The sequence below is a fragment of the Krasilnikovia sp. MM14-A1259 genome (genome assembly GCF_047159535.1).
Classification (GTDB): domain Bacteria; phylum Actinomycetota; class Actinomycetes; order Mycobacteriales; family Micromonosporaceae; genus Actinoplanes.
Window position 1 is genome coordinate 5,437,240 of the sequence record NZ_BAAGAJ010000002.1, and the last position, 15,063, is coordinate 5,452,302.

Sequence of the window (15,063 nt, forward strand, 5' to 3'; positions counted from 1 at the left end):
GCGCCGGCGGGCGGACGCGAGCCGTTCAGCTCGGGGCGTGCGCGGCGAGGAACGCCTGGGCCATGGCCGCGGCCACGTCGGCCGGGTCGGTGGCGGCCACGGCCGTACCGCCGGTGGCCTTGGCCATCGCGGTCAGGGCGGCCATGTCGGCGTCCGCGCCGTAGCCCACCGCGATGATCGGTACGGGCCGGCCCGGATCGCTGGCAGCGGTCAGTCGCGCCAGGAAGTCGGGCTGGGTCATCGCGTACCGTGATTGCTGGTCCTTGCCGTCGGTGAGCACGACGACCACACTGACCGCGCCGGGCCGGGCCTGTGCCCGCATCGCCGCCTGACCGTCCAGGACGGCCTGATACAGCGGGGTGCCGGCGTTGGGGGCGGGACGGTAACCGGAGATGCCCGCGCCGAGCATGTCGCGTCTCGACTTACCGTCGACCTTCGCGGTGACGGGTCCGATCGGGACGATCTCCTGATGCGCCGGGCTGGTCACCGCCGGGGTGCCGAACAGCCACAGCCCGATCGTGGTGTCGTCACTGAACAACTGGCTGGCGCTGGCGCCGGTATCGCGCAGCAGCGCGGCCTTGGTCGTGGACTTGCCGGCCTTGTCGGTGATCTTCTGGTTCATCGATCCGGAGGCGTCGAGCATCACGAGCACCTGGGATTGCAGCGCCGTGTACTGCGCCCACTGCAGGGCCGGGCCCAGCAGCCGGTCGGCCTGTTCCGGCAGCGGCAGCGCGTTCGGGGTCGCGGCGACGCGAAACCCGGCCGCGGCGACTGCGGCGGGCCGGATCGCGGCCTTGAGCTGCCCGGCCAGGTCGCGGTGGGTGGTGGCCGCCGAGATCGCGTACGGGTAGTCCGCCTCGACCAGCCCATCGGCCGGAACCGTACCGGTGAGCGGTGCCCCGTGGGCGCCCCGCTGGTACGCGGCGAGCTGCTGTTCCGTCGCCGGTACCACCCCGATGTCGGGGACGTCGCCGGTGGCCGCCAGGCGCAGCAGTGCGGCCGGGTCGGCGGCGGCGTCGGCGAGCCGGCTGCGCAGGGTGAGCGCGCGGAGCTGAGCGATGCCCGGGTCCTTCGTGGTCCGGGACATCGCCTGGTGCACCGCGTACACGGAGAGGAGGCCGGTGGTGTCGCGCAACGGGTCCGGCATGGAGACTCGCGCGATGCGGTGCCGGGAGACCCCGTCGGTCAGGGCCGCCCAGGTCGCGTGTCCCCGTACGGTGAATCGCCGGGCGGTCGCGGCGGTCGCGGCCAGAACGATCGGGGAATGGGCGAGCGGCGCACCGTCGGCGGTGTAGGTGAGGCCGTCCGCGGCGGCGATGCGCAGCCAGGCACTGCTCGACGGGATCCACACATCCGGCTTGTGCGCTGCGGACTGGGTTGCCGCGGGTGTTTCCGCGGACACGGTGATGGGGCCGCAGTCCGCGCCGCCCGGGTTGAGGGATCGCGCGGCGGCCTGGACCACGGGGGCTATCTCGGGAGCGGCGGCCACCCGGAGGCGGGCGTCCGGGCAGGGCAGCGCCACCGGTACGGCGGCCCTGGCCGGGGCCGGCGCGGTGTCGTCGCGTAGCCACGTCGCCAGGCCGCCCGCGGTCGCCACGAGCAGGACGGCGACGGCGCCCACGAAGATCCGCCGTCGCAGAAGGACACTGCGCGGTACCGGCCTGCGCACGCGGGGCGGATCGTCGTGGACGGTGGTGACGCGGCCGCGCGTGGCCCGCCGCCGCCGGACGGACCGGAACGCCAGCAACGCCAGCAGGAGCAGGATCGGAACGGTGCCGCCCACGGAGAACCACAGCGCGACGACGAACAGTCTGCTGTCGTCATCGGGCCAGGCCGCGATCACGGTCGCCATCCTGCTGATCCCCGCCTTCGTCCAGAATCCGGGCGCGAACGGTCCCGACAGGTCGTGGTGTCCCGCATCCACGACGGCAACCGCGGCGCAGCCGGAACCTAGCAGACCCCATCCACGGCGGAACCGGACCACAGCGTCCATGTGAGCCGCGGCAAAGCCGGGGCACTGCGGGGCGGGTGTCCTCAGGCGAGCAGGATCGGGAGCGTGACCAGCCCTCGAGTACGGAACGACGGCCGCCAGCGCAGCTCGTCGGCGGGCACGGCGAGCCGCAGCGCCGGGAACCGGCGCACCACGGTGCCGATGGCGATCTCCAGCTCCGCCCGGGCCAGTGACGCGGCGAGGCAGTAGTGGATGCCGTGCCCGAACGTCAGGTGGCTGCCGGAGCGCCGCGGGTCCACCTCGTCGGGAGCGGGGAACTCGGCCGGATCCCGGTTGGCCGCGCCCACGACCAGCAGCACGGTCTCGCCGCGCGGCACGGGCACTCCGCCGATCGTCATGTCTTCCACCGGGAACCGGCGCATCACCACGGGGGACGGCGGCTCGAACCGCAGCAGTTCCTCGATCGTGGGCGCGAGCTGCGCCGGGTCGGCACGGACCGTCGCCAGCAGCTCGGGGTGACGCAGCAGGGTCAGCACGCCGGTGCCGATGGCGTGCACGGTGTTCTCATAGCCACCGAGCAGCAGCAGGAACGCGAGCGAGGTCAGCTCGTCCTCGGTCAGCCGGTCGCCGTCGTCGCGCGCGGCGATCAGCGCGGACAGCAGGTCGTCACACGGGTGGTCGCGCTTGTCCGCGATCAGTCGCTGCAGGTACGCGTGGATCGCGCCGACCGCACGCCCCGCGGCGGCGCGGTCGTCAGCGGGCGGCGTGAACATCGTGTCGGTCCAGGACCGGAACTCCTGCCGATCCGCCGCGGGCGCGCCGAGCAGGTCGCAGATGACCACCACGGGCAGCGGGCCGGCGTAGTCCCGCACGAGGTCGGCGTGGCCTTGCGCCGCGACCTCGTCGAGCAGCGCGTCCGCGGTCTGCTGGATGCGGGGTCGCAGACTCTCCACGCGGCGTGGAGTGAACGCCTGGGACACCAGCCGACGGATCCGTGTGTGGTCGGGCGGATCCATGTTGCCCAGGTTGGCGTCCAGCGCGGGCGGCAGCGAGAACCCTTTCCAGGTGCCGTTGCCGCTGCGCTTGTCCAGCGACAGGCGAGGGTCGGCGAGGGCTGCGCGGACATCCGCATACCGCGTCACGAGCCATGCCGGGGCGCCGTCCGGAAGCTCCACGCGGGAGACTGGCGCGTGCTGTCTGAGCTGCTCATACACCGGGTACGGATTACCGAAGAAGTCCTCGGAGATCGGGAGCGTCGCCGCGCTCATCCCGACACACGCCCTCTCGTGACCGGTGCGATGACATGAAAGGCCGGGCATCCACGGGGGAAGATGCCCGGCCTCCCGCATATGGAATCACACCGGGTGCCTGTCCCGCTACCCGGGTCCCCGGTCGAATCCGTTCGGGCCGCGACGGGGCCTGCCGCGGCGTGCCTGCGCGCCGGAACCAGCGGGGATTTCGTGCAAGATCCGGACCCGTGGCGCCAATCAACAGGAAATAGGAATCGGACAATCATCGGGGGTCTGCCGGACCACTGCAGGACGGTTACCGCTAAGGTGCTGCAAAAGGGTTTCCTTCCTCAGCATGTAACGCCTGTCGGTGGAGTGATAAGAGCATGGCTAAGCAGATTGTTACCGTTTTGACCGATGACCTTGACGGCGGCGAGGCGGACCGTACGGTGGAGTTCGCGCTCGACGGCGTGAACTACACCATCGATTTGTCGGACCGGAACACGGGGAAGCTGCGTAAGGCACTTGAGCCGTATATCGCGGCGGGCACCCGGGTCGGCCGTGGCCAGGTCGACAGCCGTGGTCGCGGCCGTCGCGCCGCGGTTTCGGTGAGCCGTTCCAGCCGCGAGCAGAACCAGGCGATCCGGGAGTGGGCCGCCAAGAACGGCCATGACGTGTCGGACCGCGGTCGTATCCCGACCTCGGTGGTGGAGGCGTTCAACAGCCGCCGGTGAGACTGGCCATGCCAGCAGAGCGAATGGCGGGACCTCGGCCATGATCGGCCGGGCCCCGCCATTGCTGTATGTGACGGTGATCAGTGGGCCGCATTTACGGTATTGGCCCCGTCATTGATGCCGGCGTCCGCCGGAAATTCGTGACAGTGTTCCCAGCGGTCGTGGTGTACGGCGTCCTGCCATGGGCGGCGGGTCCGCCACCCGTGCCGTTCGAGGTCGGGGACGCGCTCCAGATGGGTGACCGGGCCAAGACAGAGCCAGGCCACCGGCCGGATACGGTCCGGGATGTCGAGCAGTTTCTGGACGAACGGTTCGCGGTAGAACGACACCCAGCCCACGCCCAGTTGCTCGGCGGTCGCGGCGAGCCACAGGTTCTGAATCGCCAGGCACACCGAGTACAGACCGGCGTCGGCGATTGCGTGCCGGCCCAGCACGGCCGGGCTGCCGCGCTCCGGGTCGTACGTGACCACGATCGACAACGTCGATTCCCGCACTCCATCGATCTTGATACGGGCGAAGCGGTCGGCCTGCTCCCCGGTCAGGCCCGCCGCGAAGACGTCCCGTTCCTGCTGCACGTGGTGGTGGAAGGCGTCGCGCAGCGAACGGTCGCGGACCAGGATGAAGTCCCACGGCTGCGACAGGCCGACGCTGGGCGCGGCATGGGCGGCGGCCAGGATGCGGTCGAGCACCCCGACGGGGATCGCCGCCCCGGTGAACTCGGCCCGCACGTCGCGGCGCTGGTGGATGACGTCGTACAACGGGGCGGTCACGGGCACTCCTGAGTCGGTCGCAGCCCTGAGCGCGGCTCGGGGCATCCAAGGTCTACTGTGCATACTCCCCGCCGGCCGGCCGGGGCCCTGCGGTGCGGTGCGAGGATCCGCATTCCTTCTAAATCGGGTTTTCCTTACCGGGCAACGTAATTCGGACAAGATTGCCCCGCGCCGACGCGTCTGGAACGGCCTGCTCGGCGTCGCAGAGCTCCCCCGGATAACGATTGCAAAACGGGGCAGCGGTGCGGCGATGCAACAAGTACGTTCGCGTGGCGCTGATCTCGAAATCCCAGATTGGATTGACATAGTGTCGCTCGACGAGCAGGTACCCCAGCCTCAGCAGCAGAACTTCCAGGCCGCACCGGCGCCGCAGGCCGGCACGAGCGGTCTGGCCATCGCCGGGCTCATCCTGGCCTTCCTGACGCCGCCGCTCGGCTTCCTGCTGAGCCTGATCGCCGTGTTCAAGACCGGCGCGGGCCGCGCCAAGGGCCGCGGGCTGGCAATCACGGGCCTGATCGTCTCGACGCTGATCATCGTCAGCGTCACGACGGTCGCTGTCGTGTTCCTGAGCTCGACCGTGGCCGACCCGGGCTGCGCCGCGGCCAAGGACGCGATCATCAAGGGCGCCGGCAGCGCCGACGCCAGCTCGCTGAAGGGCACCATCGACGAGCTCAACGCCGCCGCCGCGAAGGCCAAGCACGACAACGTGCGCGACGCGGTCAAGGCCATGGCCGACGACTACTCCCAGCTGGAGAACGCCACCAAGACCGGCGAGATCCCGCCCGGCATCATGGACAAGGTCAGCAAGGACGCCGCGACCATCGACTCGCTGTGCACCATCGGCAGCTGACGAAGCGGAACTGATCCCGTCGCCCCGGCGGCGGGTCATGGCGGCACCGGCATGCGCCGGTGCCGCCATTTGCTTGCCCGGAATCGGTGCGGCGTCCGCGCGGGGGCCGTTGGCCTCTGGACGGGAATGACCTGCGGCGACACGGTTGACCCGTACCGTTTTGGGGGTGGTTGTCGTGCGGGCGCGGACGCGAGGCTTGCTGGCCGTCACGGCGGCGCTGGGATACGGCGCCCTCTACCGGGCTGGTCGGCGGGCCGGATCCACGGCAGCCGAGCGGGCGGCCCGGCTGCCCGGCGACGACGTGGTGCTTCGTCCCACGATGGTGACCGACCACGCCGTCACGGTCGGCGCGACGCCGCTGCAGGTGTGGCCGTGGCTGGCGCAGCTGGGCTGGCGGCTGGGCGGGTACTACACGCCGCGCTGGGTGGACCGGCTGGTGTTCCCGGCCAACTGGCCCAGCCTCGATCGGCTCGACCCGCTGCTCGTGCGGGATCTGGCCCCCGGGGACGTGATCCCGGACGGCGCGCCCGGCACAGCCTGGTACGTCGTCGCCGAGGTGGTACGCCCCCACGCGCTGGTGCTGCACTCCACGACCCACGTGCCGCCGGGGTGGCGGCGGCACGGCGCCATGATCGACTGGACCTGGGCGTTCCGGCTGACCGCGTTGCCGGGCGGGCGGACCCGGCTGCACCTGCGCATGCGTGGGCGTACCGCGCCGTGGTGGCTGACCGTGGGTTACCACGCGGCGCTCGTACCGGCCGACTTCGTCATGGCGACCGGCATGCTGCGCGGCGTGCGGCGCCGGATCGAGGCCGCGCCGGCGCCGGCGCCGTCGGGGCGGCAGCCGTTCGACGCCCGGGTGGACGTGCTCGGCGGCTGATCCCGGCCCGGTGGTCACACCCCCGGTGACCGTCCGGCCGAGGTCGCAGAATGCATCGTAGTGACCAACAGCTCAACTCTGCGCTGTGGCGGCCGATACAGAGCGCGACCACCTCCGGAGGTATCCCGCATGCTCAGGTCCCAAGTCCGTGTCCCGGCGCTGCCGGCTTCGTGGTGCCGATGCTGACGCATCCGGGACCCGGCGACGTGGTGCTGCATGAGCGGCTCGCGGAGAACCAGCAGGTGGGGGAACTGCTGCGCACGGCACGGCAGGCACTCGGGCTGAGCGTCGCGTTCCTGAGCCGCATGGACGACACCCACCAGCACATCGAGGTCATCGACTCCGCCCTGCCGATGGACGGTCCGCAGAGCATGACCCACCCGGTGGAGGATACGTTCTGCCAGGCCGTCATGGACGGCAGGCTGCCGCCGGTGATCCCGGACATGCAGGACTTCCCGGATGCCATGGAGATGCCGGGGGCCCGCCTGCTGCACATCCGCAGCTTCGTGTCCGTGCCCGTCGTGCTCAGCGACGGCTCCGTGTACGGCACGTTCTGCGCCGCGGGACTCACGCCGGACAGCCGGCTCAGCACGCGCGACATCGCATTGATGGAGGTGCTGGCCCAGGCCGCCTCGGTGATCATCGAGCCGCAGATCCGGAACCAGGAACGCCTCTCGGAGATCGAGGGCCGGCTCAGGCCCGTGATCGCGGCCGGCGGCCCGACCGTACTTCTGCAGCCGCTCGTCGATCTCGCGACCCGGCGGCGGGTCGGCGCAGAGGCGCTGAGCCGCTTCCCGCAGGAGTGGGGACTGCCACCGGACGCGTGCTTCGCGCAGGCGAACGCGATCGGCGAGGGGCACCGGCTGGAACTGCTGGCGCTGCGGCGTGCGGCCGACCACCTGCCCCACGTCTCCGGATACGTCTCGATGAACGTGTCCCCGTCCACGCTGTTCAGCCCGGACTGCACCGACTTCCTGAGCCGGCTGCCGCTGGACCGGGTGGTCCTGGAGCTCTCCGAGCACGACCCGGTCGAGGACTACGACGCGCTCAAGGCGGTCCTCGCCCCGCTGCGGGGCCGGGGCATGCGGCTGGCCATCGACGACGTCGGGGCGGGGTTCTCCTCGCTGCGGCACATCGTGATCACTGCGCCGGACATCATCAAACTCGACCGCAGCATCGTGGCCGGCATCGCCGGGGACACCGTGCTCAGCGTGGTCGCACACGCGCTGGTGGAACTGGCCGGGGCCACCGGGGCCCGGCTGGTCGCCGAGGGCGTGGAGACCGAGGCGGACGCCGCCGCACTCGAAGGGCTCGGCGTCGACCTGGGTCAGGGCTGGCACTTCGGGCGGGCCACCACGGTCAGCGAGCTGTGGGACTACTACCGCGTCGCCGAGCGGCAGGCGCCGGCGGCTTAGTACACCCACACCTTCGTCCTGGGCGGCAACTGGTTGCTGGACCACAGCCAGTCCATCGCCGGGATGCTGACCCGCGCGCACCCGTGCGACGCCGGGTACGGCGGGATGCTGTACGCCCCGTGCACCGCGATGCCGCCGTTGAAGTACTTCGGCCGCCACAGCGGGCCCAGCGGCCCGTGCCGCCACCCGTCGATCTGCCGGTAGACCTGGAACTTCCCGCTCGGCGTGTGCGCCAGGTAGGTGTGGTCCTTGTACTCGTAGTTCTGGTTCGACCCGGTCGAGGTGTTCAGGATCCCGGTGACCCGGCCGTCCTGGACGACCATCAGCAGCTGCCGCTTCTTGTCGATCTCCACGACGTGGCCGATAGTGCTGCGTGCGGTCGGGCGCACCCCCCGCTCCAGGGCCTTGCGGGTCTTCGGGCCGACGACCCCGTCGCGGCCCATGCCCGCGGCCTTCTGCAGCGCGAAGACCGCCTGCTGGGTGGTGCCACCGAACGTGCCGTCCGCCTTGCCGTTCCAGTAGCCGAGCTCGGTGAGGCGCTTCTGCAGCGCCACCACCTCGGCGCCCTTGTCGCCTCGGCGGAGCTTGGTGGTGATCTCAGGCGCGGGCGCCGACTCCGATGCGGTGGGGGTGGCCGGCACGGACGGCGCGGCCGACGTCGTGGGCACGGTCGCGGACGACGACGGTACGGGGGCCGGCCCTGCCGCCGTACCGGACCCGGCGCCGGTGTCGCACGCCGTGGCCAGCGCAAGTGTTGCCGTGGCGGCAGCCACGGACGCGAGAATCCTCCGCACCATGATCCGAGGCTACCCGGCGGGTGCCAGGCCGTGGACTTGATCGAAGGCCAACGGTCTGACGTAAAGCGCGACTTCACGATCCGGGCCGGATCGCGCCGTTCCCGGCATTCATGCCGATCAGCATCGAGGGCCGCGGAGGCATGGAAAAGAATCAAGTAGGCTTCGGTTATGTCATGGAAGGCCAGCGCCCGGCACGGCGTGCGTGAGGCGCCCGCCGGGCTCGCCCTGTTGCAGGACCTGCTGAACACCCGGGCCACCATGTCCTGCGGCCCGGACCTGCTGGCCTCGGCGGACGATGCCCAGCGCTGGCTCACCGAGGCCGTCGCCACCTGGTCGCGTGTTGCCAGCCTGCCCGCCCCGGTGCTGCTGCTCTCGTCGACGGACCTGCGTTCGCTGCGCCGGCTGCGCAGCACGTTCGAGGGGGTGGTGCTGGCCGGGCATCACGCCGTCCAGGCCGACGGCGCGCTGCCGCCCGCGGACGTGCCGGTCTCCCTGGTCCCCGACGCGGACGGCTGGGTGCGCATGGTCCCTGCCGGGCGGGGCACCCGGTGGCTCGCCTCCGCGCTGTGGGCGGAGGCGCTGCTCGCCCAGCAGGCCGGGCTGTGGCCCCGGCTCAAGCTCTGTCACAACGTCGACTGCCGGGCCGCCTTCTTCGACACCTCACGCAACAACAGCGGCGTCTGGCACGACGTCAGCACCTGCGGAAACACCGCAAATCTGCGCGCCTTCCGGGAGCGCAAGCGGCTGCTCGGCGAGAGCGGCAGCCAGCTTCCCCGCTCCCACGGCTAACCCGGGACCCCGCCGGGAACCACCGCGGCCCGGGCAGCGACTATCAGGGCATGGCGTGTGAACGGTGGCGCGAGATGCTCTCCGCGCAGCTGGACGGCGAGGACGATCCGGCCGACCGCGCGCGGGTCGACGAACACCTGGCCGGCTGCGCCGGCTGCCGGCGCTGGCTGGACGACGCGGCCGCGGTCAACCGGCTCACCCGTACGGGCGCGGCGGTGGGGGTGCCCGATCTGAGCGCGGCCATCCTCGCGGCCGTGCCGCCGCCCCCGCGCGCCTCCCGGCTGCCCCGTGCCGCCGTCCTGTACGTCCTGCTCGCCGCGGTCGGGGCGGTGCAACTCATCCTCGGCCTCGCCCAGATCGGCGGCGGCATCGGCGCCGGCCACGTCCACGCCGGCGTGGACGCGACGCCGGGGCACCTGTGGCACGAGTCGGCCGCCTGGAACGCCGCCGTGGGCGCCGGATACCTGTTCATCGCGCTGCGCCGCTCCCGCCCGACCGGGCTGGTCCCGATGCTCACCGCGTTCATCGGGATGCTCCTGCTGCTGTCGGTCAACGACCTGAGCGGGGCACGGGTCGACGGCGCCCGGCTGGTCAGCCACGGCTTCGTCATCCTCGGATACCTGCTGGTGGTAGGACTGTCGCGGATGCCCGCGCCGGTGGGCCCGCCCGGTGCCCGGGTGGGCGGGGACTCGGGCTGGCGGGCCCGCTTCGACGCCGACAACGAGGTGGCGGCGCCGCCCGCCCGGCCGGGACTGCGACTCGTGCCGCGGCCGCCCGGCCCGCTCACCGCCAGGGCGAAGCGCCCAGCGGCCTGACCACCGGCGCTCACGGGCGGACGGACAGCTCACGCCAGTCGTCCGGGCCGACCAGCAGGGCACGGACGGTGTCCAGCGCGGCTTCCTCGCTGTCGTACTCGAAGAAGTGCGAGACGCCGTCCGCCCCGCCGGCGCGCTGTTCGACATACCACTGGTCGCCGCTCGTACGCAGATAGACGTCCTTGCGCGCGATGCGCCCCCACTTGCCGTTCCACCAGTGCTTCCGCTGTTCCATGGGGCCACACCCTATCGAACATGCGTTCGAAGGGAATGGGGACGGGGTGATTCTCTGCCGTCAGCGCAGCGGAGGATGATCCGGCCGGACCACCCCATCGGCCGGACGCTGGTACGACCGCCCCTGTACGAGCGCGTCGCGGATCTCGGTGAGCAGCCGGACCTCCTCGCTCGGCGCCTGTGGCGGCGGCTCCTCGCCGCGCTTGCGCCGCTCGGCCAGCCGGTTGAGCGGGTAGACGACCAGGAAGTAGAGCGCGGCGGCGGTCAGCGCGAACGTGATGCAGGCGTTGACGAAGGTCACCCAGTCGAAGACCACGCCGTCGCGGACCTTCCAGCCGTTGGCCGCGACGCCGCTGCCGCCCGTGGTGAGCTGGATCAGCGGCTTGAGGAAGCCGGTGGTGAACGCGGTGACGACCGCGGTGAACGCGGCGCCGATCACGATGCCGACCGCGAGATCGACGACGTTGCCGCGCATGACGAAGTCCTTGAAACCCTTGAGCATCGACGGCACGGGAGACTCCTGAGTGCGATCGGAGGGGACGATCGCAGATGCCCTCGACCGGCGGCCGGCAAACCCGGCCGTGCGCGTCAGTCGAGCGCGGGCTCGTCGGCGGCGATCGCCTCATCCACGGTCGGGTACGTGCCCAGCACCTCGACCAGCCCGCTGACCTCCAGGATGCGCAGCACACCGCGCTGCGGCGCGGCCAGCCGCACCGCCCCGCCCGCGTCGTCCGTGCTGTTCTTGGCACGGACGAAGACGGACAATCCGGTCGAGTCGCAGAACGACACCTCGGCCAGATCGAAGACCAGGCGGGTCCGGCCTCGCTCCAAGAGGTCGCTGATCTGATCCTGCAACTGCGGCGCGGTGGCCATGTCGAGCTCGCCGCCGACTGACAGGACGACCACGTCGCCGCGTTGTTCCGTGCGTACCGTCAGGGACATCAGGGACCTCCGTATTTTGGGGGAGACGCTACTCCACGGCGGGTGCCGTGCGGACGAGGCTGCCCCGTCGGCGACCTGCGCACCGTCGGCCCCGCGGTGGTTCGAGCCGCCTACGCCAGGCCCATGACGCCCAGGGACCACGCGGTCACGAACGCCTCCTCCTTCCACGCGTCGTACCGGCCGCTCGGGCCGCCGTGTCCGGCACCCATCTCCGTCTTGAGCAGGTACGACCCCTCCGGCGCGACGGCCCGCAGCCGGGCGATCCACTTCGCCGGCTCGTGGTACAGCACCCGGGTGTCGTTGAGGCTGCTTACCGCGAGGATCGCCGGGTAGCGGACCGCCGCCACGTTCTCGTACGGGCTGTACGACTTCATGTACGCGTACACGTCCGCGGACTCCAGCGGGTTGCCCCACTCCTCCCACTCCGTGACCGTCAGCGGCAGCGACGGGTCCAAAATGGTGTTCAGCGGGTCCACGAACGGCACCTGCGCCACGATCCCCGCGAACGCCTGCGGCGCCAGATTGGCCACCGCACCCATGAGCAGACCGCCCGCCGACGCGCCGCGCGCCACCAGCCGGTCCACCGCCGTCCACGAATTGCGCACCAGCGCCTGCGCGCACGCCACGAAGTCCGTGAACGTGTTCATCTTGGCCAGCAGCTTGCCGTCCTCGTACCAGCGGCGGCCCATCTCGCCGCCGCCGCGCACGTGCGCGATCGCGAACACCGCGCCGCGATCCAGCAGCGAGAGCCGGGCGATGGAGAAGTACGCGTCGATGCTGGTCTCGTACGAGCCGTAGCCGTACAGCATCAGCGGGGCGGTGCCGTTGCGCGGGACCCCCTTGCGGGCCACGATCGAGATCGGTATCCGGGTGCCGTCGTCGGCCACCGCCCACTCGCGGTACTGGGCGTACTCGTCCGGGTCGTAGCCGCCCAGCACCGGCCGGCGCTTGCGCAGCGTCATCGCCTGGGTCACCAGATCCACGTCGTAGACCGACTCCGGGGTGATCAGCGACGTGTACGAGATCCGCACGGACTTCGCGTCGTACTCCGGGTTCCCGGCCAGGCCGACGCTGTACAGCGGCTCCGGGAACTCCATGTCGTAGCTGTCCGTGCTGCCGTCGGCGATGATGCGCAGCCCGGTCAGCCCGTCCTTGCGCAGCGAGACCACGATGTGCCGGCTGAACGCGTCCACCGCCTCCAGCCGGGTACCCGGCTCGTGCCCGATCAGCTCCACCCAGTCACCCGGGTTGTCCACCGACGTGTACGCCAGCGCGAAGTCCTCCGCGCCGTCGTTGTGCAGGATCAGGAACCGGTGCCCGTGATGCTCCACGGAGTACTCCACGCCCTGCCGGCGTTCCGCGATCACCGCGGGCTCGGCGGTCGGGAAGCGGGCGTCGACGACCCGGACCTCGCTGGTCACCTTGCTGTGCACGTCGATGACGACGAACTTCTCGCTGCGGCTCAGGTGCACGCCGACCCAGAATCGCTCGTCCGCCTCCTCGTACACGACCACGTCCTGGGCGGCGGGCTCGCCGACGGTGTGCCGCCACACCCGGTACGGCCGCCATGCGTCGTCCACGGTCAGGTAGAACAGCGTGGACGCGTCCGCCGACCACGCCGTGCCGTACGAGGTGTCCGGCACCTCGTCCGGCAGCACCTCGCCGGTCTCCAGATTCTTGACCTTGAGCGTGAACCGCTCGTCACCCGCGAAGTCCACCGAGTACGCCAGGAACCGGCCGTCCGGGCTGACGTCGAACGTGCCCAGCGCGAAGAAGTCCTTGCCCTCGGCCAGGGCGTTGCCGTCCAGCAGCACCTGCTCGCCGGTGAGCGGAGCACCGTCGTCCGTGACCGGCGGGGTGGTCTCGCCCGGGCGGACCGCCACCCGGCAGTGGATCGCGTACTGGCTGCCCTCGACGGTCCGGCTGTAGTACCAGAAACCCGCCTTGCGGCTGGGCACCGACAGGTCGGTTTCCTGGGTGCGCCGCTTGATCTCCTCGAAGATCGTGTTCTGGAGCGGGACGAGGTGGGCGGTGGCGTGGTCCGTCCAGGCGTTCTCCGCCTTCAGGTGGGCGATCGTCGCGGGGTCGTCGCGGTCGGCCAGCCAGGCGTACTCGTCCGTGACGGTGTCGCCGTGCCGGGTGCGCACGCTGGGTGTCCGGCGGACGGCGGGCGGAGTGTCGGGCAGTTCGGTGGTCACCGGCTCAGGTTACCGGGCGGTCGTGGCGGTCCGGTCGCTGTCCGTTGTGGTGCCGGTGGCCGCCCTCCACCTCCCCGCGTTCATTCGAACATGTGTACGATGGCCAGAATGGACGATCTTCGCCCCATAGATCTTCGGCCATCGATTTCTGCAGTCGTGCCACCTCCGCATCAGGTCTCCGAAATTCACGCCCCGGGAGTTCCGATGTCCTTCACCGTCGCCTCATCAGGCGTCGCATGAGCTCCGTCCTGCCGCCCCGGCACCCCGTGCTGCGGGCCTTGATCGACATCTGTGGCCCGGGGTTCGCCCGCCCCGCCGGCCCGGCCGACACCGTGGCGGCCCGCCGGGCGAGCTTCGTCGTGGGCCCCGCCACCGCCACCGCGGTCGCCGACGCGCTGCGCCTGGCCACGACCCGCGGCCTGGCCGTCATGCCGCGCGGCGCGGGCACCAAGCTCGACTGGGGCACCCCGCCGCCCGGTGTCGACCTGCTGCTCGACACCGGCCGCCTGGCCGGGGTGTGGCATCACCACCCCGACGAGGGCACCGCCGAGGTCGGCGCGGGCACACCGGTGCGGGCGGTGCAGGCCGCGCTCGCGCTGCACGGCCAGCGCCTCGCGGCCGACCCGCCGTCGTCCCGCGCGACCGTCGGCGGCATGCTCGCGGTCAACGAGTCCGGCCCCCTGCGCCACCGGTACGGCTCCGCGGCCGACCAGGTCCAGCACGTCAGCTACGTCGACCCCGCAGGCGTCCCCCGCGCGTTCGCCCCGGGTGCCCGCCGGGGCCGTCCCGGTGGCATGGAGGTCGACGGCGTCATCGTGTCCGCGACGCTTCGCCTGGAGCCGATGCCCGCGGCCCGCCGCTGGGTGTCGGTGGCGGTGTCCACCCCGCTGCAGGTGCACCACCTCGTGGCGGCGACGCTCGCCCAGCGGGTCGAGCCGAGCGCCATCGAGGTCGACCTGCCCCGTGCGGTCCCGCAGACGACGGTGCAGCCGCCCGGCTCGCTCGCGGTCCTGCTGGAGGGGGCCGCACCCGGCGTCCAGGAGCGCGCCGCCCGGCTCGCCAAGGCCTTCGGGGACGGGGTCACCGTCACGGGGATGGCGCCGCAGTGGTGGGGCCGGTACCCGTTCGGCCGCGACGACGTGGCGCTGCGCATCGCCGTGCCGATCGCCGACCTGCACGCCGCCGTGTACGCCCTGCGGGACGCGGCGGGCGCGGTGGTGCCGATCCGCGGCTCGGCCGGTCTCGGCATGGTGCACGCGGTGCTGCCGGGCACCACCGGCCCCGAGCGGGTGGAGGCGATCCTCGACGCGGTCCGCGGCGTGCTGCTGGCCCGTGGTGGGCGTGCTGTGGTGATCTCCGCGCCCCCGTCGACCGCCCGGGCCGTCGACGTGGCCGACCGCCGCGACCTGTTCTGACAGAGGTGTCCGGCATGTCAGGCTGAGGGCACGCGACGCGACGA

The 15,063-nt window shown here is 71.7% G+C and carries 15 protein-coding genes; 7 read left to right on the top strand and 8 right to left on the bottom strand.

Annotated elements, in window-relative coordinates; genetic code table 11:
* Positions 1 to 25: 25 nt before the first annotated feature.
* Both ACMCNK_RS24610 and ACMCNK_RS24615 read right to left on the bottom strand, forming a co-directional pair.
* Entirely contained in the window at positions 26 to 1,924 is a 1,899-nt protein-coding gene (locus tag ACMCNK_RS24610; protein ID WP_412738737.1) for a substrate-binding domain-containing protein, read from the bottom strand.
* Between the two features lie 110 nt (positions 1,925 to 2,034).
* Positions 2,035 to 3,219 (bottom strand): cytochrome P450 family protein, encoded by a 1,185-nt coding sequence (locus ACMCNK_RS24615; protein ID WP_412738738.1) that lies wholly within the window; start codon positions 3,217 to 3,219, stop codon positions 2,035 to 2,037.
* 347 nt (positions 3,220 to 3,566) lie between these two features.
* Between ACMCNK_RS24615 and ACMCNK_RS24620 the strand changes: the two genes are divergently transcribed.
* Positions 3,567 to 3,914, top strand: coding sequence for a histone-like nucleoid-structuring protein Lsr2 (locus tag ACMCNK_RS24620; RefSeq protein ID WP_412738739.1), 348 nt, complete (start codon positions 3,567 to 3,569; stop codon positions 3,912 to 3,914).
* Between the two features lie 80 nt (positions 3,915 to 3,994).
* Here the strand turns inward: ACMCNK_RS24620 and bluB are convergent, their stop codons facing one another.
* Positions 3,995 to 4,684: a 5,6-dimethylbenzimidazole synthase gene (gene bluB, locus ACMCNK_RS24625; RefSeq protein ID WP_412738740.1), complete on the bottom strand. Its 690-nt coding sequence runs from the start codon at positions 4,682 to 4,684 to the stop codon at positions 3,995 to 3,997.
* 307 nt (positions 4,685 to 4,991) lie between these two features.
* Here bluB and ACMCNK_RS24630 point away from each other — a divergent pair, with 307 nt between their 5' ends.
* From ACMCNK_RS24630 to ACMCNK_RS24640, 3 genes are all read left to right on the top strand, one after another.
* Positions 4,992 to 5,534 (top strand): DUF4190 domain-containing protein, encoded by a 543-nt coding sequence (locus ACMCNK_RS24630; RefSeq protein WP_412738741.1) that lies wholly within the window; start codon positions 4,992 to 4,994, stop codon positions 5,532 to 5,534.
* Between the two features lie 166 nt (positions 5,535 to 5,700).
* Positions 5,701 to 6,414 carry a hypothetical protein gene (locus ACMCNK_RS24635; protein ID WP_412738742.1) on the top strand — a complete coding sequence of 238 codons (714 nt, stop codon included), beginning with the start codon at positions 5,701 to 5,703 and terminating at the stop codon, positions 6,412 to 6,414.
* Between the two features lie 179 nt (positions 6,415 to 6,593).
* The gene (locus ACMCNK_RS24640; RefSeq protein ID WP_412738743.1) at positions 6,594 to 7,829 is read left to right on the top strand and encodes an EAL domain-containing protein; all 1,236 of its coding nucleotides are present in this window, start codon (positions 6,594 to 6,596) and stop codon (positions 7,827 to 7,829) included.
* Here the strand turns inward: ACMCNK_RS24640 and ACMCNK_RS24645 are convergent.
* Positions 7,826 to 8,626: a peptidoglycan-binding protein gene (locus ACMCNK_RS24645; RefSeq protein WP_412738744.1), complete on the bottom strand. Its 801-nt coding sequence runs from the start codon at positions 8,624 to 8,626 to the stop codon at positions 7,826 to 7,828. The two genes, ACMCNK_RS24640 and ACMCNK_RS24645, sit on opposite strands and share 4 nt — an antisense overlap.
* A gap of 168 nt (positions 8,627 to 8,794) precedes the next feature.
* Between ACMCNK_RS24645 and ACMCNK_RS24650 the strand changes: the two genes are divergently transcribed.
* Positions 8,795 to 9,415, top strand: a complete 621-nt coding sequence (locus ACMCNK_RS24650; protein WP_412738745.1) for a CGNR zinc finger domain-containing protein — start codon at positions 8,795 to 8,797, stop codon at positions 9,413 to 9,415.
* Between the two features lie 50 nt (positions 9,416 to 9,465).
* A complete protein-coding gene (locus ACMCNK_RS24655) occupies positions 9,466 to 10,230 on the top strand; it encodes a zf-HC2 domain-containing protein (RefSeq protein WP_412738746.1) in 765 nt (254 codons plus the stop codon).
* Between the two features lie 10 nt (positions 10,231 to 10,240).
* Here ACMCNK_RS24655 and ACMCNK_RS24660 read toward each other — a convergent pair whose 3' ends face one another.
* The 4 genes from ACMCNK_RS24660 to ACMCNK_RS24675 form a co-directional block, all read right to left on the bottom strand.
* Positions 10,241 to 10,465, bottom strand: a complete 225-nt coding sequence (locus ACMCNK_RS24660) for a hypothetical protein (RefSeq protein ID WP_412738747.1) — start codon at positions 10,463 to 10,465, stop codon at positions 10,241 to 10,243.
* Between the two features lie 60 nt (positions 10,466 to 10,525).
* Positions 10,526 to 10,966 carry a large conductance mechanosensitive channel protein MscL gene (gene mscL / locus ACMCNK_RS24665; protein ID WP_412740972.1) on the bottom strand — a complete coding sequence of 147 codons (441 nt, stop codon included), beginning with the start codon at positions 10,964 to 10,966 and terminating at the stop codon, positions 10,526 to 10,528.
* Positions 10,967 to 11,052: 86 nt separating this feature from the next.
* Positions 11,053 to 11,406: an STAS domain-containing protein gene (locus ACMCNK_RS24670; RefSeq protein WP_412738748.1), complete on the bottom strand. Its 354-nt coding sequence runs from the start codon at positions 11,404 to 11,406 to the stop codon at positions 11,053 to 11,055.
* A gap of 110 nt (positions 11,407 to 11,516) precedes the next feature.
* Positions 11,517 to 13,604, bottom strand: coding sequence for a S9 family peptidase (locus ACMCNK_RS24675; RefSeq protein WP_412738749.1), 2,088 nt, complete (start codon positions 13,602 to 13,604; stop codon positions 11,517 to 11,519).
* Positions 13,605 to 13,840: 236 nt separating this feature from the next.
* On the opposite strand from ACMCNK_RS24675, the gene ACMCNK_RS24680 reads away from it, so the two are divergent.
* Entirely contained in the window at positions 13,841 to 15,019 is a 1,179-nt protein-coding gene (locus tag ACMCNK_RS24680; RefSeq protein ID WP_412738750.1) for an FAD-binding oxidoreductase, read from the top strand.
* Positions 15,020 to 15,063: the final 44 nt, after the last annotated feature.